The organism is Nostoc mirabile CHAB5784 (genome assembly GCF_020829645.1).
Taxonomy (GTDB): Bacteria; Cyanobacteriota; Cyanobacteriia; order Cyanobacteriales; family Nostocaceae; genus Nostoc; species Nostoc mirabile.
In genome coordinates this window covers 1-19,605 of record NZ_JAIVFS010000075.1, presented here as the reverse complement: position 1 = coordinate 19,605, position 19,605 = coordinate 1, and the positions used below count along the sequence as shown (strand labels likewise).

The 19,605-nt window shown below is 42.8% G+C and carries 15 protein-coding genes and 2 pseudogenes; 13 read left to right on the top strand and 4 right to left on the bottom strand.

The window, feature by feature from the left end:
* Positions 1–320: 320 nt before the first annotated feature.
* From LC653_RS31880 to LC653_RS31850, 7 genes and pseudogenes are all read left to right on the top strand, one after another.
* On the top strand, positions 321–689 hold the full coding sequence (locus LC653_RS31880) for a four-helix bundle copper-binding protein (RefSeq protein ID WP_229498618.1): 369 nt from the start codon (positions 321–323) through the stop codon (positions 687–689).
* 305 nt (positions 690–994) lie between these two features.
* A complete protein-coding gene (locus tag LC653_RS31875) occupies positions 995–3,256 on the top strand; it encodes a heavy metal translocating P-type ATPase (RefSeq protein WP_229498617.1) in 2,262 nt (753 codons plus the stop codon).
* 11 nt (positions 3,257–3,267) lie between these two features.
* Positions 3,268–4,173: a cupredoxin domain-containing protein gene (locus LC653_RS31870; RefSeq protein WP_229498616.1), complete on the top strand. Its 906-nt coding sequence runs from the start codon at positions 3,268–3,270 to the stop codon at positions 4,171–4,173.
* Between the two features lie 109 nt (positions 4,174–4,282).
* Positions 4,283–4,696 carry a heavy metal-responsive transcriptional regulator gene (locus LC653_RS31865; protein WP_229498615.1) on the top strand — a complete coding sequence of 138 codons (414 nt, stop codon included), beginning with the start codon at positions 4,283–4,285 and terminating at the stop codon, positions 4,694–4,696.
* 160 nt (positions 4,697–4,856) lie between these two features.
* Complete coding sequence (locus LC653_RS31860; RefSeq protein WP_229498614.1) at positions 4,857–6,047, top strand: efflux RND transporter periplasmic adaptor subunit; 1,191 nt, start codon at positions 4,857–4,859, stop codon at positions 6,045–6,047.
* 35 nt (positions 6,048–6,082) lie between these two features.
* Positions 6,083–6,220, top strand: coding sequence for an efflux RND transporter permease subunit (locus LC653_RS31855; protein WP_229498613.1), 138 nt, complete (start codon positions 6,083–6,085; stop codon positions 6,218–6,220).
* Positions 6,221–6,577: 357 nt separating this feature from the next.
* Positions 6,578–6,793, top strand: a pseudogene (locus tag LC653_RS31850) (DUF8832 domain-containing protein); the annotation flags it as partial.
* A 126-nt stretch (positions 6,794–6,919) separates the two neighbouring features.
* Here the strand turns inward: LC653_RS31850 and LC653_RS31845 are convergent.
* The gene (locus LC653_RS31845; protein ID WP_229498636.1) at positions 6,920–7,171 is read right to left on the bottom strand and encodes a thioredoxin family protein; all 252 of its coding nucleotides are present in this window, start codon (positions 7,169–7,171) and stop codon (positions 6,920–6,922) included.
* 339 nt (positions 7,172–7,510) lie between these two features.
* Between LC653_RS31845 and LC653_RS31840 the strand changes: the two genes are divergently transcribed.
* From LC653_RS31840 to LC653_RS46475, 3 genes are all read left to right on the top strand, one after another.
* On the top strand, positions 7,511–7,999 hold the full coding sequence (locus LC653_RS31840; RefSeq protein WP_229498612.1) for a heavy metal-responsive transcriptional regulator: 489 nt from the start codon (positions 7,511–7,513) through the stop codon (positions 7,997–7,999).
* A gap of 97 nt (positions 8,000–8,096) precedes the next feature.
* Positions 8,097–8,411, top strand: a complete 315-nt coding sequence (locus tag LC653_RS31835; RefSeq protein WP_229498611.1) for a hypothetical protein — start codon at positions 8,097–8,099, stop codon at positions 8,409–8,411.
* A 110-nt stretch (positions 8,412–8,521) separates the two neighbouring features.
* On the top strand, positions 8,522–8,656 hold the full coding sequence (locus LC653_RS46475; protein WP_267923251.1) for a hypothetical protein: 135 nt from the start codon (positions 8,522–8,524) through the stop codon (positions 8,654–8,656).
* 567 nt (positions 8,657–9,223) lie between these two features.
* Here the strand turns inward: LC653_RS46475 and LC653_RS31830 are convergent.
* Positions 9,224–9,424, bottom strand: coding sequence for a hypothetical protein (locus LC653_RS31830; RefSeq protein WP_229498610.1), 201 nt, complete (start codon positions 9,422–9,424; stop codon positions 9,224–9,226).
* 747 nt (positions 9,425–10,171) lie between these two features.
* Here LC653_RS31830 and LC653_RS31825 point away from each other — a divergent pair.
* The gene (locus tag LC653_RS31825) at positions 10,172–11,068 is read left to right on the top strand and encodes a hypothetical protein (RefSeq protein ID WP_229498609.1); all 897 of its coding nucleotides are present in this window, start codon (positions 10,172–10,174) and stop codon (positions 11,066–11,068) included.
* A gap of 4 nt (positions 11,069–11,072) precedes the next feature.
* Here the strand turns inward: LC653_RS31825 and LC653_RS31820 are convergent, their stop codons facing one another.
* Together LC653_RS31820 and LC653_RS31815 are read right to left on the bottom strand one after the other, a co-directional pair.
* A complete protein-coding gene (locus LC653_RS31820; RefSeq protein ID WP_229498608.1) occupies positions 11,073–11,693 on the bottom strand; it encodes a DUF6753 family protein in 621 nt (206 codons plus the stop codon).
* Positions 11,694–11,966: 273 nt separating this feature from the next.
* Positions 11,967–12,191 (bottom strand): annotated as a pseudogene (locus LC653_RS31815) (chromosome partitioning protein ParA); the annotation flags it as partial.
* 568 nt (positions 12,192–12,759) lie between these two features.
* Here LC653_RS31815 and LC653_RS31810 point away from each other — a divergent pair.
* Both LC653_RS31810 and LC653_RS31805 read left to right on the top strand, forming a co-directional pair.
* Positions 12,760–18,735: an AAA family ATPase gene (locus LC653_RS31810; protein ID WP_229498607.1), complete on the top strand. Its 5,976-nt coding sequence runs from the start codon at positions 12,760–12,762 to the stop codon at positions 18,733–18,735.
* 4 nt (positions 18,736–18,739) lie between these two features.
* Complete coding sequence (locus LC653_RS31805; RefSeq protein WP_229498606.1) at positions 18,740–19,399, top strand: response regulator; 660 nt, start codon at positions 18,740–18,742, stop codon at positions 19,397–19,399.
* Positions 19,400–19,605 lie beyond the last annotated feature (206 nt).

Genomic DNA, 19,605 nt, shown 5'->3' with positions numbered 1-19,605 from the left:
GAGTCAACCCCTTCGGTTATTTATCTTTGGCTTGGGTAATAAAATTGCCCAGATAACTAGTCATTTACAAAGCGACCGTTGCACTTACTAAATAGTTTGACAGCCAAAAATGAAATCAGGATGAAATCAAAGGTTAGTGCTAGTTGTAGAGATGTAAGAGTGCATATCAATATGAAATCTGCATGAAATCCCTATACCTCAGTAGCTAGAAATATTTATTACCTCATTGGTATGACGCGATCGCACCCGCAAATCTTTAAGGTGAGTCCAAAGGCAATAACGCCTTTAGTAAATCCAAAAAATTTCAAGAGGGTAAATAAATGGCAATACAAGAACTCACCTTGAGTCAAGTGAACCCACAGATGCAGCAGTGTATTCAAAACTGCTTAGACTGCCATAGTATCTGTTTAAATACCGTGACTTACTGCCTACAAAAGGGTGGTAATCACGCCGAACCAGCTCATATTCGGCTATTACTAGACTGCGCTGAAATTTGCAATACAAGTACTAATTTCATGCTTCGAGCTTCTGACTTACATTCTCGTACCTGCGGCGTTTGTGCTGAACTGTGTCAACGGTGTGCAGATGAGTGCGAACGTATGGGTGACGATACTCAAATGAAAGCTTGCGCTCAAATGTGCCGTCGCTGCGCGGATTCTTGTCGGCAAATGGCAATGGCAACTGCATAAGTCGTCGTCAAAGCTAGCTGGCTGCCGTGTATGTATTTGCCGCAAACTGTGCCTGGAAATGCGGCAGTCAGCAAAGATAACCTTAGCACTGCGAACAGTAACTTCAGACTGACGCTGCTGGTATTGATAGCAATTTGATCGCATATTCACCATCTACATCTCTAAGTGTAAGCATTGATAGCGCTGCATCTAATATGCGCCTAAAAAAATTTTCAGCACACCTCTTGACTCTCCAGTGTACTGGAGCATTCAAGATGAAATCAGTTAGATGTTAGTTAGCGCCATTTATTAACTGGAGCAGTCAGATGGAGAATACCACACTCAAACTGCGCGGCATGAGTTGTGCCTCTTGTGCCAGCAGCATTGAAGACGCGATTAATTCTGTCCCCGGTGTTAACGAATGTATCGTGAATTTTGGAGCAGAACAGGCAACAGTTAAATATGACCCTAGAAGAACTGATTTAGAAGCCATTCAAGAGGCGGTAGATGCAGCAGGTTACTCTGCCTACCCACTCCAAGAACAAAACCTGATGGCGGGAGAAGATGATGCTGAGAAAAGACATCGCTTAAGAGAATCCCGCGATTTAATGCGAAAGGTGACGGTAGGCGGCATTATTAGCACTGTATTGCTCATTGGGTCACTGCCAATGATGACAGGCTTGCACTTACCCTTTATCCCAGCATGGTTGCACAATCCTTGGGTACAGTTAATACTAACTACCCCAGTACAGTTTTGGTGTGGTTACTCCTTCTACATTAATGGTTGGAAAGCTTTAAAACGTCATGCTGCCACAATGGATACTCTAATTGCTTTGGGTACAAGTGCGGCATATTTTTATTCGCTGTTTCCTACCTTATTTCCTAGCTTTTTCATCAATCAGGGGTTAATGCCAGATGTATATTATGAAACTGCTGCTGTCGTCATTACCCTGATTTTGCTAGGCAGACTATTTGAAAATCGAGCTAAAGGACAAACCTCAGAAGCTATCCGTAAGCTAATTGGGTTACAAGCTAAAACGGCGCGTTTGATTCGCAATGGACGAGAAGTAGATGTGCCAATTGAAGAAGTAATTATTGGAGATGTGATACTGGTTCGTCCTGGCGAGAAAATTCCTGTTGATGGGGAAGTGATTGAGGGAGCATCCACAATTGATGAAGGGATGGTAACAGGGGAAAGCGTGCCTGTCAAAAAGCAACCAGGCGATGAAGTGATTGGAGCTACCATCAACAAAACTGGCAGTTTCAAGTTTCGGGCGACACGAGTTGGAAGTGATACTGTACTGGCGCAGATTGTTCAATTAGTACAGCAAGCACAAGGTTCCAAAGCCCCAATTCAGAGATTAGCAGACCAAGTAACTGGATGGTTTGTGCCTGCGGTGATTGCGATCGCTCTGCTCACTTTCATCATTTGGTTTAATTTTACAGGTAACGTGACTTTAGCGCTGATCACTACAGTTGGGGTACTAATTATCGCCTGTCCTTGTGCGCTTGGTCTAGCCACACCAACATCTGTAATGGTAGGAACAGGTAAAGGTGCAGAAAATGGCATTTTGATTAAAGGAGCCGAAAGCTTAGAACTGGCGCATAAAATTCAAACAATTGTGCTGGACAAAACTGGAACCATTACTCAGGGTAAACCAACAGTCACCGATTTTGTCACCGTCAACGGTACTGCTAATGGTAACGAAATCAGGTTGGTGCGACTTACAGCATCTGTGGAACGCAATTCTGAACATCCATTGGCAGAAGCGGTTGTGAGATACGCCCAATCTCAAGAAGTGGCGTTAGCAGATGTCAAGGAGTTTGAAGCAATTACAGGCAGTGGTGTACAAGGTATAGTTTCTGAGCATCTTGTGCGAATTGGAACGCAACGCTGGATGTCAGAATTAGGCATTGACACCCAAGCCTTACAACAAGATAAAGAGCGTTTGGAGTATCTGGGCAAAACCGCGATTTGGATTGCGGTTGACGGACAAATTCAGGGATTGATGGGTATTTCCGATGCCATCAAACCTACTTCCATACAAGCAATTCACGCTTTGCAAAAACTGGGTTTAGAGGTGGTGATGCTCACAGGTGATAATCGCCGCACCGCAGAAACCATTGCCCGTGAAGTTGGGATCAAGCGTGTTTTGGCAGAAGTCCGCCCCGACCAAAAAGCCGCTACAGTGCAGAAATTGCAATCAGAAGGAAAGATTGTGGCAATGGTTGGTGATGGTATTAATGATGCACCAGCGTTAGCCCAAGCCGATGTGGGGATGGCAATTGGCACCGGGACAGATGTAGCGATCGCCGCTAGTGACATCACGCTCATATCCGGTGACTTACGAAGCATTGTCACAGCCATTCAACTCAGCCGCGCCACAATTCGTAACATTCGTCAAAACCTATTCTTCGCCTTCATCTACAACGTTGCTGGCATTCCGATTGCTGCGGGTATTTTGTTCCCCATCTTCGGCTGGTTACTTAACCCCATCATTGCAGGTGCAGCAATGGCATTTAGTTCAGTTTCAGTAGTTACGAATGCCCTACGTCTGCGTAAATTTCAAGCTAAACCAGTAGCATAAGGAGGTAGCAAATGTTGAGTAAAGTAATTCTTAGCAGTATAGCAGGCTTGGGATTGGCATTCAGTGTTGCCTCAGATAAAGCAGTTGCACAGATGAATCATGAAATGCCAGCTACCGAGCGATCGCAGACAACTCAGTTCCGCCGCATTGAGCAACCATTTTGGGTAAAAGGTGCAGTTACAACAGTCGGCTTGGGGTTAATCGGACTAGAAATCTGGTGGTTTCTCCTAAGTAAACCAAAGTCCCAAAAAGCCGAAGCCCATGATGGTATTCAAGAAGTTGGCATTACTGTAGATGGAGGTTACGAACCTAGTCGAATTCTAGTCAACGCAGGTCAAAGAGTCCGCCTTAATTTCCTACGCCGTGACCCAAGTAGTTGTCTTGAAGAAATACGCTTACCTGATTTCCATATCGCCAAAAACCTACCGCTCAACGAAGTCACATCCATTGAGTTCACGCCCGATAAATCAGGTACTTATACCTTCAACTGCGGTATGAATATGTTCCGAGGAGTTATAGAAGTTCAACCTACTGATTCGACAGCAAAAGCAACCCTAATAACTACTTCTCAATCTACTCACCAGATCCAACCAGAGCTTTCTTTGCCTACAGAGTCAGCAACAAAAGCAGTGAAAACACTAGAAGGTACTCAAGAAGCGACTGTTACGGTTGAAAAGGGTTACAAACCGGAACGAGTAATTGTGGAGGTAGGACAACCAGTAAGATTAGATTTCCAACGTCACAATCTGAGCAAGTGTTTTGATAAATTGCTAATACCAGACTTTGACTTAGCCGTTGATCTTGCTCCTAACCAAACCACTTCAGTGGAATTTACTCCTAAGTATCCTGGTGAATATGAGTTCACCTGCGGTATGAAAATGTATCGTGGTGTTGTGGAAGTAGAACCTGCCACATAAGCCAGTAGCAAATAATTAGCAAGATGATCCTGTTCTTACTTGACTCTCCAGTTAGCTGGAGAGTTTAAGATAAGGTAAATAAACTTATCTAGCATGAGAGCAGCTAAGTATGTTAGTCCAAGAAGAGCCAAAACTCATTGGTAATGTTGCCAAGTCTAGCGGTGTACCAATTAAAACTATTCGCTACTATGAAGAACTTGGTCTACTCAGGTCATTAGGGAGAACCGAGGGTGGATTTAGATTATTTAACTCTGATGTTTTGGAGCGACTGCACTTTATTAAACGCGCTCAAAGCTTAGGATTAAGCTTGTCAGAGATTAAGGAATTTTTAAATGTTCATGATAGAGGAGAGTTACCTTGTGAGCATATTAAAATTAAACTAGAAGATAAGGTAAAAGCTATTGATGAACAAATTCAGCAATTACTTATTTTGAGACAAGAATTATCAGGATTAGTTTCTGGTTGGGGACTAAATATTGATAATAATCATTCAAATATTTGTCCAATTATTGAACGTTATTAGTGAGAGGTAATACTATAAAAAATATCCAAATTTAAGATAAAAATCTAAGCCTAGTTTATATAAAATTTCAGATGCACATAGATAAAATACTTTGTGCATTTGTCTTGAAAAGTTTTGAGCGGAGCCTGCCTCTGCTCAAAACTTTTTGCTGTGTTTATCCGTGGTTTATTTTTTTGATTTTTTTATTTTAACTCCCAGTCAAAAATCCCCAGTAGCGACAGCTGTTGCACCTCCAGGAATCAAAGTAAAATTATCCTCACTACAAGCAAGCACAATTGAACAAAGTTCCAATTTTATTGCTAACCTCCAATCGCGTCGTTCAGTCACTCTCCGTCCCAGAATCCAAGGACAGATCGGCCAGATTTTTGTGAGATCGGGCGATGAGGTAAAAACAGGTACACCAATTCTGCAAATAGATGCGGAAGAACAAAAAGCAGCAGTTAGCGGTGTGGATGCGGCTGCAATGGCGGCGCGATCGCAACTAGAAAATGCCAAAGCAACTCTCAAATCCATAGAAGCTGAACGTTTATCTAAGCAAGCTGATGTCAGGTTAAATCAGTTGGACTACCAAAGATACTCTTACCTAGCTGCGGAAGGTGCTATGTCTCGCCAAACTCAGGATCAATACGCTAACAAACTAGCTACAGCTAAAGCCAGCTTGAGTGCAATTGATGCTCAAATTCAAGCCCAAAAAGCTGCCATCTCTCAAGCCGAAAAAGCCGTACAGCAAGCTCAAGCAGCTACTAAACAACAACAAGTCCAGTTAAAATACTACAAAATTACTGCTCCCTTTGCTGGCAAGGCAGGAGACATCCCTATCAAAATCGGTGATTTTGTTGATACTTCGACTCAATTGGCAACTATTACCGAAAATCAAACTCTAGAAGTCAATATTTCCGTACCAGTTCAGCAAGCAACACGATTGCGTCCTGGGATGACATTGCAGTTAATTGACGAACGAGGTAAAAATCTCGGGACAAGTCGCATATTTTTCATCGCTCCCAACACAGCCAACGATACTCAGTCAGTTTTAGTAAAGTCACTGTTTGATAATTCCCGCAGACAGTTGCGCGCCGACCAATTCGTTAAAGCCAAAGTGATTTGGGATAAGCGCCCAGGTGTATTAATTCCCACAACAACCGTAGTGCGCTTGGGTGCAGAAACCTTTGTTTATGTAGCTGAATCCTCACCCAAACAATCGCAATTAGTAGCACGGCTCAAACCTGTAGAGCTAGGTAGTATCCAGGGTAATCACTATCAAGTGCTGAAAGGGTTAACCGCAGGAGAAAAAATTATTGTTTCCGGTTTACTCAATTTAAGAGATGGCACTCCTATTATCCCAGAGCCGTAGTTAAATCAAATTTTTACCCAGAAAGAAATAAGTTTATGTTTGCTAATTTTTTTATTAAGCGACCTGTATTTGCGATCGTCTGCGCTCTTGTGATTCTTGTGGTAGGGATAATCAGCATTCCGCTACTACCAGTAGAGCAGTACCCAGATATCAGTCCTGTGCAAATCCCGTAAAGCGGGGATGAAAGGTGGCTCCACTGACAGCCTAAATCGGTGTCCATCGAGCAAAGTATCCATGAGTAAAGCCTAGACTTAAAGATGTGTTTGAATCGTCGTTACGTACAAGTAGTGCAATCAGGCTGAATCACTACACCAAAAGGTAAAGGATAAGGGATTGGCGACTAATGTCTCGACCAATTTGCACCCCCAATAAACTCGGCGAAAAGCATCACTCTAAAGATACATAGAATTGTCATTTGGAACGAAATAACCCATTATTAGCTCTTTGAGAGGTCGAAGACTCAAAGTAGGTGCTAACCGGATGCGGTAATGGAAAAGATTGAGTAAAAAGCGAAAGCTTGACCGTAATAGCCATACTTAGGAGAAAGAGGACATCTAGTCATCTTACGCCAGTCAAACCCATTAAAAGCAGAAGATTATATTCATGCCCACGCACTAAAAGATACCCCTGCTGGACAGGTTCATTTTATAACTAGCTTTCCGCAACCAGGAAAGTATAAGCTTTGGGGTCAGTTTAATCGCAATGGCAAAATCGTCACAGCTGATTTTTGGATCAATGCTGTTTAATTTAGCTGATGTTTTATCAGTAAAACGAGAAGTGCAAAATTCCTGTGTTTCTAACTTTATATGTAGACAGTACCCTTATGTGAATTTACCACCCATTTGGGTGGTAAATCCTTCCTTCTACTGCTTCTAATTTAAGGGTTGACCTACACCAACTGCTCGCAACTGCTCTAGATTTGGTTTACCAGTTAAGACAAGTCTTCCATTGATTGCGATCGCTGGTACTGCATTTACTCCATACTGCTGGGCTTTCTCTTGCTCTTGTCGCAGGTTATAAACTGATACTTCACAATCAGGACAAGTCAGTTCTTGCACCATTTGCACTGTCTCATCACAAAGAGAACAGTCAGCTGTAAAAATCTCAATTTGACGTTTTACCATGATGTCTACCAAAAATTTTTCTGACTCATTCATTCTGAGGCCTCTAGTTGGCTATAAAGTCAACCCCAGAGGCTAACATCATTTTCCAAAGGTTAAAACTTTATCAATAAGCAACTTTTAATGCAAATAATTTGGATTTTATTGAGATTGAAAGGTTCTTATTAACAAGACGCGATCGCCCTGATTGCCTTACTTGTTGCAGTCAGGTTAATAGATGTAAACACTCAATACAAATACAAGTTTTTATAATATCTCTTTACAAAAGTTTTGTCTCTAAGGGTTGACTCTACAGCCAACTATAGACTTTAAAGTTAAAGCAACACATAGTAGTAAATAACTATGATTGCTGTCATGAAAGAAGTTTGTTGTGAAGTATCATTCCTAAAAAAACTCCTGAAAATTGGTGAGCTAGCAAAGCAAACTGATGTGGCAGTGGGAACAATCCGGTATTACGAAGGCTTGGGCTTGATAAAACCAGTTGAAAGAAGTGAAAGTGGCTACCGTTATTACGACTGCGAGGCAGTCAACAGGCTGCAATTCATCAAAAAAGCCCAATCTTTAAAGTTTTCCCTGTCTGAAATTCAACAAGTGCTAGGCATCCGTTCCCAAGGCGATCCTGCTTGTCCACTAGTTCGGGACTTGCTCAAACAGAAAATTGCTCATCTTGAGGAGCAGATTTATCGCATGAAGGAACTGAAGGATGAGCTAGAGGCATATCAACAGCGTTGGGCAAACCGACCCTTGGATAATCCTTGTAATAAAGAGCTTTGTAGCCTGATTGAGGAAGTTGCTTGCTCCAATATACCCGTTCACAATTTACGAAGCTAGTAAATTTATTACTTGACTCTATAGCCGAATAGAGACTTTAGCATAGTCTTAGTTTTTCAGAAACTACTAGCTTAATAGAATAATAGAGAGTAAAAAAATGAACATTAGTACAGGCGTTAAGACAGTATTGAGCGGAGCCGTAGCAAGTTTTGCATTGCTTACATTAACCACTACTGCTTCCTTTGCAAACACCCCCAAGCAAACTGCAACCCCGAATCAATCCGCTAGGGCTATAAACGAAGCAAAACTAACTCAAGTGCTGACCAGTCAAAAAACAGCGCCAACGAATCAAACGCCACAGCAGCCAAACCAAACGGGATGTAAGTGTTGCCAAGCAATGATGAACAAGATGCCAGGGATGATGAACAATATGCCGGGAATGATGAACAACCAAGACAGTCCATCAAAATAGAGCTTAATAAATCCCTCGGCGAGAAACAAATTTGAATTTGAAATGTTAGAAAAAACTAGGAATGTTTAGAAATCTCGCTGAAAAAGGCTGAAACTGGGCAATGGTTATGGATGGGAAAAGAACGAGCTGATTATATGAGCTTCACTGCCGATCCAATTAACAGCGATCGCTTTTTTTCTAGTGGACATCCGCACACAGGAGGTAATCTAGGATTCCAGATAAGTCAGAATCAAGGGCAAGATTAGAAACAGATTTCCATGCCTGGGGTAGATTTTCATGCTTTGGCGATCGCAGGCTGCATACTTCCACAGATGGTGGAAAGACTTGGATTAAACCCCACGTGAATGGATTAAGTAATGCTCCTTTTGACCTTGCAGTTGACCCACGAAGCCCTGAGCATTTGTTTGCAACTACTCGTTCGGGAATGTACAAAAGCATCAACAGTGGCAATGACTGGATACTAATACTTAATACACGGGAAGCTCCGCGTAAACGTCTATTAGCAAAACAATTAAAAGTCATCTAATTATACAGAAAATCTCGCTTGTAAGAGTGGGATTTTTTTACTAATGCTGACGCAGCTAAGAGTGAAAAACTCATCTAGGAGACAACTATGGCTGCTAATAAATCCACTAAACTCAAAGTTACTACAATCGATGATTCGGCAATGGAGCAATTCAAAGTTGAATCATTCCGAATGCTAGAAGGCAAGTGGAAAAATAATACTTGTGTACTTCCTAAAAAATAACGTAAAAAGCATTCAATAAGTGTAGTTACAGTCTTATAACTACACTTGTTTTTCTCTGAGTCAATCAAACATTCTCATTCACAGCAATAAAAGTACTAGGTCGCTCACAAAGCGTAAAGCTATACTTACGCTTGACCTCTTCACCTGCATTATTTGTAGTACCTTCAACAGATTTAGTTAGCGGTATAACCTCAGAACGGGTATAACCAGTCAACCGATCAAACTGAATAATCATATGCTGGTGGAACGCCCAGACATCCGCCATGCGATTGCCCATACCAGAAGATATCTCATCAGGTATAAAAATATTACCGTGCCAGGATACCTTAATCCCCTCTTTCTGGAAGTAAGCATCTATTTCAGGACGAATGTAATCCGCAGTTCCTCATATTTTATTAATTTTTACTATCGTTCCTAATTTAACCGAAATGGGAAAAATACAGTGGCGTAAAACACTTTATTTACAGGGTTTAACAGCTTTTTTACATACAAAGTGCCTTGGCTAGAATCAAAATCTACTGAAAACCATTATTTTATTGAGAGTAACACAGCTACATTTATTTTTAATAAAAATGAAATTCTCGAATAAATAAACGAAGAATTAAATAGTCTACTTGGAGAACCGATTAATATTGGGGAAGTTGACAGATTTGACCGCTACGAACAGCTTAGTGCAGAGTTAAATCAAAAAGTTGCAACCGAGGGTAGTCTTTTACAATTAAACCAAATTCCAAATAGTGAATACAAACAAGCTCTACAAACACTACCTAACCGTCCCAGAGAACTCAATCAAGAAGATTCGCCAGTACCAATTATTCCTACAAAAGCTGTACCAAAAAAGAATACAACTAATATTCAATCAAATACTAACGCCGCAGTTGCAGAAATTTCACAAGTTTATCAAAACACGGTTGGAATACAAGTATTAACAGGTAGACAATCAGAAGCTAATAACCAAGCAATATTACTACCAAACTCGCGCCAAGCCGATCAAACTAAAGCTATCGAAATATTGGGTAAGGTAAGCGAGGAAAAAATAAAACAGCTGCGAGGCAAAATTGTTCCGTTCCCAACTATCCAAAAACAAACTCTTACCCCAGTAAATATCAGCCCTGACTCCAAAGATGGGCTAGGAGTAGCACTTAGCCTTGCCACTGCACTCGCCAAAGAACAAGGCAAGCTACAAAATGATTACCAAGTTTCAGTCAATAATAATCCAGAAGCCCCCGGCGGTCACTATGGAGTAGAAACCCATGTCCAAAAACCTGAAGGGGTAGCATACGCATCCGCTGAACACGCATTTAACCACCAAAAGCAGCTGCATCCATCAGCTGATGAATACAAGCTAATGGTAGAAGTACTTCAGGCTAAACTCGAACAACATCCTCGGTTAACTGAGGCGATCGCCAAACGCGGAGGAGTCGATTGGTTAGAGAACTGTACTAATATAACTAACGCCCAGGATCAACAATGGGAAGGTAAGGGTAAAGAATCTGCATTTATTCAAGCTCTCAGCGAAGCATACACCAATGTAGCTGAAAAATCACAACAAAGCACATTACAAACTCAGCAAGAAAAGTCCAAACAGACCGATAGACCGCTAATAAATCCACTGTCCCAACTCGAACCTATAAGCGCTGCCGTCGCTGAACACATGAAAAAAGACATCGCGATGGCCCAAATAGCTACCCAGTTTATTGGTAAATCAGCTGCGCCCTCCAATACACCTTCAAGCACTCGTAATTACGAGCAAGCATGGGGAGAACGCGCCAACACAGGAAATTATTCAAAAGACGACATTGTTATGGTATCTGGGTCTGGCCCGTGGCGTGGAGTCAAAACCAACCAAAAAAGCCAAAAAGATACAGTTAAAACGAGTAATAAGGGATACAAAGGCTGGGTTGCTTAGAAAATTAATCAACCGCAATTATGCAGCCACCTGAATACTTCTTCTGCTGGCGGCAAGTTTTAATGATAGCGGCGTTTTTAACATAAATACTACGCGCTACCTTACCTTCATTGGATTTAGCCCAATCCAGAAGCTTTTTATCTTCAGGTTGTAACATGGGAGATCCAGAAGCCGCCTGCTGAAAAGTTACACTTCCAGCAATGGTCTTGTATGTAAAAACACCAATTGCAGTCCCTAAAGCCAGTACAAAACCCAATACCCCCGCCACTTGTGCCAATCGCCAATTACTTATGCTCAAGTGAGGTAAGGCTCCACCAGCTTGTTTAGTCATTTTAACCAGCTCCTTTGCTGCTTCTGCGATCGCACTCTTTTGTTGTTGTATTGCCACCTTAGAAGCACTATTAAGCTTATCGTCTACCATATCAGTCCAACCCACCACAAGCGAGTCAAGCCTACCTGGTAGCTGCTGCAACGCAAACTGAGTTGTTCCCAGTTCCGCGTATAAGTTAAACAAGGGGTCATCAGGCCGAACACCCAATTTCAGTATCCAATCAGTAACCTCTGCTTTTTTTTCTTCAGAATATTCTGCAACAACTTTTTCAACAACTTTTGCAATATTGGTCATAGGTTGTTTAGATAGTCAATTTAAAATCTCACTGTTAATTTGGTAAAGTAAACACTTACCATTTCTCAGATTCAATATCTTCAGTCACATCAAGATTGGAAGGACTTGGTTTATTTGCACCTACAGAAGCTAGTTCTGCACAGTTCGTACTCAACCCTAAATAATTAGAAGCTATTTCATTAGAAACAATAGAGTTATGAAAAGTCTCCATCCAGTTGAGTACTATCGAACGCTGAATGGTATTAATAGGGGAGTTAGTTTCAATCAGTTGAGCATATAACGGATTATAGGTCGGTAGTCTTTTTTGAAATATCTTTCTAACTGAGGATTTCTTAAGTCAGCTTCATAAGCAACACAGGGTAAATTTTTATTAATATAAAGTTGAAATAGCGCTCGCGCAAAGGTGCTTTTTCCCACACCACCTTTATCACCTGTAATAATTACCAGTCGCTTTTGAGGTTTACTATTATTAATATTGGTTGTATTATCATCAGACATGACTTTTTTACCCTTATTGTTTCTATTTGTAGACATAACATTCCTCTAAAAAGCAAATACACCTTGTTAATGTAAATCAAAATTTTTAAACCTTGTTTTGAAGAAAACAATTCATTTTTAATAGTTAAAAAACATTTAGTGCAAGCAACCTTTTACGATAAAACTAGTTGATTATACAGGTTATCAGCAAACAACATAAAATGGCTATATCCTTCTATGAATACTTCCACAATAAATAAAAGTATACTTATGCAAAAACGTCAATGCCTGCATCAATTCTAAAATACTCATATGTTTGCCCTAAAAATTAGCTATGTGATGGAGCCAATAAAGACTCATTATTCAATTAAACCTAACTACTCTGTTTTACATAGATTGGTTTTAGTATGTAACCTTAACCTCAAAAAGCCAATCAACAAAACTTCAGTATTGAACCAACATTTGTTGATATATAAATTAGCAATAAATTTCATTATTGTGAAGCTTGCTCTCTCCTTGCTGTTTGTTGGAATTTGGCAAATGATATACTTTGTGATATGGCTGATGACACTCATCCCAAGAGAGTTCAATGATTGCCTTACCTAGAGTTACCATCCACAGCAAAATCTATGAAAGTTCGGTAACTCTTGTGTATCGAGGCATACGAGAGCGGGAGAATTGTGCAGTCATCGCCAAAGTTCTGAAGCAGGATTATCCTTCTTCTCAGGAATTAACTCGCTATCGGCAGGAATATGCAATTACTCGCTCCCTCAACATCGAAGGCGTAGTTAAGGCATACGGCCAGCAGAACTATCAGCGCACGCTCTTCATCCTTCTAGAAGACTTTGGCGCAGAGTCTTTAGAATACTGGATGCGGCAGCAATCAGACTTCTGCCCCATGCCCTTATCTACTTTTCTAGAGCTGGCGATCGCCATTACCGATACTCTGGGCAGAATCCATGCTGCTCATGTCATCCATAAAGATATCAACCCTGGTAACATTGTCTTTAATCCGAACACTGGCGTTGTTAAAATCATTGATTTTGGGATTGCCACTCGCTTGGGTCGCACCAATCCCACGTTCAAAAGTCTCCATCTTCTGGAAGGAACCCCCGCCTACCTATCGCCAGAGCAAACCGGGCGGATGAACCGGATGCTCGACTATCGCACTGATTTTTATTCACTGGGCGTAACCTTCTACGAACTGTTGACGGGACAATTGCCGTTTCCCACCAAAGATCTCCTAGAGCTAGTCCACTGCCACATTGCCAGACCACCGATTCCCCCGCACGAATTGAACGCGACAATTCCCCAACCCGTTTCAGACCTGATTTTGAAACTGATGGCGAAAAATGCGGAGGATCGCTATCAAAGTGCCTGGGGCATCAAAGCGGATCTAGAACGCTGCGCCGGGCAACTGGCAGAAATGGGTCAAATTAACGCCATGTCGTTGGGACTACAAGATGTTTCCGAACAGTTTTGCATTCCTCAAAAACTGTATGGACGAGAAGCCCAGATGGAAGCATTGTTAGCAACGTTTGACAGAGTGGCAGCGGGAGGTGACGCGGAGAGGGGGAGATACGGAGACACGGAGAGTAACATTATCCCCGCGTCCCCGCGTCCCCGCGTCCCCGCGTCTTCTGAAATGCTGCTCGTTGCTGGTTACGCTGGCATTGGCAAAACAGCATTGGTGCAGGAACTCTATAAACCGATCGCAGCAAAACACGGTTATTTCGTATCAGGTAAATTTGACCAATTTAGGCGTAATATTCCCTACAGCGCCATTGTGGATGCCCTGCAAAAGTTGGTGCAGCAACTTCTCTTAGAACCGGATGAGCAAGTGCAACAGTGGCGATCACACCTGCTCACCGCTTTGGGAAGCAACGGGCAAATCATCATTGATGTCATCCCCGAAGTTGAGTTAATCATTGGCAAGCAGCCGCCTGTACCAGAAGTTGGAGCAACTGAAGCACAAAATCGCTTCAATCTAACTTTTCAAAGATTTGTGCGGGCGTTTTGTGCAAAAGAGCATCCCCTGGTAATCTTCTTAGACGATCTACAGTGGATCGATTCTGCGACGCTGAAGTTAATCGAACTCATATTACTCGACGAGCAAACCCAATATCTGTTTTTGATCGGAGCCTACCGAGATAATGAAGTGACTCCAACGCATCCATTGGTTTTGACGCTAGAGAAACTGCGAAACCAGGGAGTAGTACTTCAGGAAATCATTCTGACCCCCTTAACACTGGAACCATTAAGCCAACTGATAGCTGAGACATTACATCACAACCCTGATACCGTTCGTCCCCTAGCCCAAGCTGTGTCACGTAAAACCGAGGGCAACCCTTTCTTTGTCGGTGAATTTTTGAAAATGCTGTATGGCGAAAATCTGTTGACTTTTGATGCACAACAGTTGAGCTGGCAATGGAACCTGGCTGAGATTGAAGCTCAAGATATCACTGATAATGTGGTGGAGTTGCTGTTGCATCAGTTGCAGAAATTGCCAGAAGCAACACAGCAAATTCTCTGCATAGCTGCTTGTGTCGGGGCTGAATTTGATTTAGAGACGTTAGCGATCGCCTGGGGAAAATTACCTAAAGCAATTTTCCAGGATTTACTAGCAGCAGTACAAGCTGGATTAATTCAACCCCTTTCTGACTTGGACGAAGACTTGTTAGTTCAAGAGTATAAGTTTTCGCACGATCGCGTACAGCAAGCTGCTTATGCTTTAATTGATAATTCGCAGCAACAAGTTGTTCATCTCCAAATCGGTCGCAATTTACTCGAAAAAACTTCACCAGAGCAACTATCAGATCGGCTGTTTGCCATTGTGGATCATCTCGATCAGGGAGTTGAGCTAGTCACTGCTCAATCAGAACGAACTGAAATTGCTAGATTGAATTTAATGGCAGGTCAGAAAGCAAAGGCAGCAACGGCTTATGAAGCAGCTTTTAAGTATTTCACTACAGGGCTTCAACTCCTCAATCCAGAGAGTTGGCAGAGTGAGTATGACCTCACCTTAGCGCTGTACTCAGAAGCAGCAGGAGCGGCGTATCTTCATGGTCGCTTTGATGAGATGGAACAGTTGGTAGAAGTGGTACTTGATCGCGCCAAAACAGTACTTGACAAAGTGCAGGTTTACGATAGCAGAATTCAAAGTCATTTGTCACAGGGCAACCTGAAAGAAGCACTTGAAATTGGCTTGGAAGTGTTAAAGCTCCTGGGACAAGATTTAATAGAAAATCCAAATCAGGTAGATATTCAAAGGGAATTGGAGTCAACGGCTGCACTACTCGCTGAACGAGAAATCGAAGACTTGATTGATTTACCAGAGATGACTGCACCAGAACCGCTGGCAGCAATGTCAATCCTAGCGAATATAGGGGCTGCTGCATTTATAATGTCACCAGCACTGGTGATACTGATTACTTGCAAAACGGTAAATTTATCAATCAACTACGGTAATGCTATCTGGTCATCACTGTATTATGCTTGCTATGGGTTTGTTCTATGTGGAGTTGTTCAAGACATTGAACTCGGTTATAAGTTCGGCAAATTGGCTCTGGGTTTGACAGAACGATTGAATACCAAAAAAGGAAATGCTAAAGCATTAATGTTTTCGAGTGCCCATATCATGCACTGGAAGGTGCATCTTAGGAACACAATACCAATGCTGGCTGATGCCTATCAAAATGGAGTGGAAACTGGAGACTTTGAATTTGCTGGTTATGCTGCATATAATGTATGCTATAACTCGTTTTTTGCTGGTGAGGAACTCACCCAACTGGAACAAAAAACAGCAACCTACAGCAAAGCGATCGACCAAATCAGACGGGAAAGCCCCTCGAATTGGCTTGCAATATTGTGGCAGACAATTCTTAATTTGCTAGATAGGTCTCTTAATCCCAGCCGCTTAGTTGGTAGGCTATGTAATGAAGAGCAGGCGTTACCACACGCTATTGCAGTTAAAGATGGAACTGCAATTCAAATGCTGTATCTGCACAAAGTTATACTGTGTTATCTATTTGAAGAATATCATCAAGCTGTACAGACTGCTATTTTAGCAAGGCAATATTTTGAAGAGGTGACAGCAATAACGGTTTTACCTGTATTCTGTTTCTACCATTCTCTGGCGCTTTTGAGCCTATCGCTTGATGCTTCGAGCGCTGAAAAAGCAGCTTGGCTGAGTTGTATTAGTACCAACCAAGAAAAGATGCAAAAATGGGCAGAACACGCCCCAATGAATTATCTACATAAATTTCATCTAGTCGAGGCAGAGAAAGCGCGAGTCTTAGGACAATTTCTTGAGGCTGAAGAGTTTTATGAACGAGCGATCGCAGGTGCTGCTGAAAATGAGTTTATCCAAGAAGAAGCATTGGCTTATGAATTAGCGGCTAAACATTATCTAGCGCGAGGTCGAGAAAAAATTGCTCAAACCTACATGAAAGAGGCGCACTATTGCTACGATCGCTGGGGCGCAATAGCTAAAGTTAAAGACTTAGAAAAACGCTATCCGCAACTACTCAACTCCAACCTGACTCGGCAATCGAATTTAACCTTGACCGATGCAACGATCCTTCGTCCGGCTGCGGAGATCGATTTGGCTGCGGTGATGAAAGCAGCTCAAGCCCTCTCAGAAATCATCCATCTCGATCACTTAATTGCCACGTTGATGCAGGTGGTGATAGAAAATGCCGGAGCCGAAACAGGCGCTCTGATTCTCCTAGAAGACGATCGGCTCACTGTGGTTGCTCAGTGCAGTGGGAGTAGACAGCGCGACCTGGAAAAGATCGCCGTTGCTGGCTGTGCAACGATTCCTATCTCCGTCATTCACTCGGTAGAACGCACATCTGAAACTCTGGTGTTTGATGATGCAGTCAGCGAACCGTCTTTTTTGACTGATCCTTATATTCAAAACCAACAGACGCGATCGCTCCTCTGTATGCCAATTCTCAAACAAAGTCAGCTCATTGGCATTCTTTATCTGGAAAACAATCTCAGTACCGGAGTGTTCACCAGCGATCGCTTACAAGTCCTCAAACTGTTGATTGCTCAGGCAGCAATTTCACTAGAAAATGCTCGGTTGTATGAACAGTTAGAAGACTATGCCGAAACACTGGAAAGGAAAGTAGAAGAGCGAACTCAAGCCTTACAGCAGGAGATCGCTGAACGTCAACAAACCGAAACCGCATTAAGGCAAAGTGAAGCAAATTATCGCAACCTGCTACAAACCGCGAATTCAGTGATCATTCGTTATGATACGCAAGGACGGATTCGATACATCAACGATTATGGGGTGAAATTCTTGGGCTATGAAGAACATCAGATTTTAGGGCGAACCCTATTTGAAACAATCGTTCCAGAAACCAATACCTCTGGACGCGATCTCAGACCCTTTATCCATGATTTACTTCACAATCCTAAATCGTACCCGCAAGTCGACGGTGAAAACCGGTGTCGAGACGGTAGGCGAGTTTGGCTTGCCTGGTCTAATCAAGCAATCTTAAATGAACAGGGAGATTTAGTTGAAATCTTATCGGTTGGCAATGACACCACCCAGCGTAAACAAGCAGAAGAGGCATTACAACGCAGTGAAGCCAAGTTCCGAACTATCTTTGAAAACTCGCAGGTCGGCATCTACCGAACCCGCATTTGTGATGGATTAATTCTCGATGCCAATCAACGCTTTGCAAATCTGTTTGGCTTTGATTCACCAGAGGAGATCATTGGGCTTGAACACACCACAGGCTGGTATGTAGATCCCAGCGATCGCCAACAAGCCATTGAGTTGCTGAAGCGTGATGGGGAACTGCGAAGCTTTGAAGCACAGATGCGAAAACGAGATGGTACAGAGTTTTGGGGACTTTACTCCGCTCGTCTGGATGCAGCCGATGACTGCATAGAAGGAGTGATTGCGGATATCACCCTGCAAAAGCAAGCAGAAGCAGCCTCGATTTTAGAAGAGCGCAACCGCATGGCACGCGAAATTCACGACACACTCGCTCAAGCGTTTACAGGCATTCTGGCTCAGGTAGGAGCGGCAAACCAGGTGCTAACGGATGATTTAGAAGCAACTCAGGCACACCTAGACCTGATCAAAGAATTGGCGCGAACTGGACTGACTGAAGCGCGGCGATCGGTCGTCGCGCTCCGTCCTCAGCTTTTGGAAGAGGGCAGTTTACAGAGCGCTCTACATCGTCTCGTCGCTCAGATCAGAACTGCCGCAATGGATACCACTTTATATTATGAGGTTGAGGGTGCAGTGTATGCTCTACCGACTGAAGTCGAGAGTAACCTACTGCGGATTGGGCAGGAAGCATTAACGAATGCTACCAGACACGCCAATGCTGACGAAATCCGAGTGAAGCTAGGATACGATCGCGATCAGTTTTGCTTGCGCGTGACAGACAATGGGCAGGGCTTTGGAGTTGGAAGTATTCCATCCTCTGAGGGTTTTGGCTTATTAGGCATGAGCGAACGGGCAGAGCGCATCGGCGCGCAACTTACGATTAGGAGTCAACCTGGACAAGGAACAGAGATTATTGTTGTGGTTGGGGTGTAGGGTGATGACTACTCCACACCCCACACCCCACACCCTACACCCCACACCCCCGATTCGAGTTTTGATTGCGGACGATCATGCCATTTTTCGGCAAGGATTAGCCACGATTATTAACCGTGACCCAGATATGCAGGTGATTGCCCAAGCTGAAAATGGGGAACAAGCGATCGCGCTATTTGGGGAACACCAACCGGATGTAACGCTAATGGATCTCCGAATGCCTGAAGTGGAAGGAGTTGCCGCCATCGGTGCAATTTGTGCTACTGCTAAATCTGCTCGGATTATTGTACTGACAACGTATGATAGTGACGAAGATATTTATCGGGGATTGCAGGCAGGAGCAAAAGGATACCTGTTGAAAGAAACTGAACCTGACGAGCTTCTGAATGCCATTCGTACCGTTCATCGGGGTCAGAAGTATATTCCGCCCGATGTGGGAGCAAAGTTGGTACAGCGCCTCAGCAATCCAGAACTGAGTGAAAGAGAACTAGAAGTACTCCGCTCACTGGCACAGGGGATGAGTAATGCCGATATTGCGGCTGCTTTGAGTATCGGTGAAGGCACTGTTAAATCTCATGTCAATCGAATTTTGAATAAGTTAGATGTCAGCGATCGCACCCAAGCTGTGATTGTTGCCGTTAAGCGCGGCATTGTCAGTTTATAGGGTGTACTTTCGATCGAATTCGGATTCTAACTTAAGTTAGAGCCAGCCTTCTACTCCGCGATGGCATGGTTGCTCTATCAACTGGAGTTTAGACTAAGCTATACAAAATGACCCAGCAGGGCTGAGTTAATCAGAGACTTAGCAAAAGTATGAATAATCTAAGGTATTAAACAGCAACAGATGCTTCTTTACGTGGTGGAGTTACT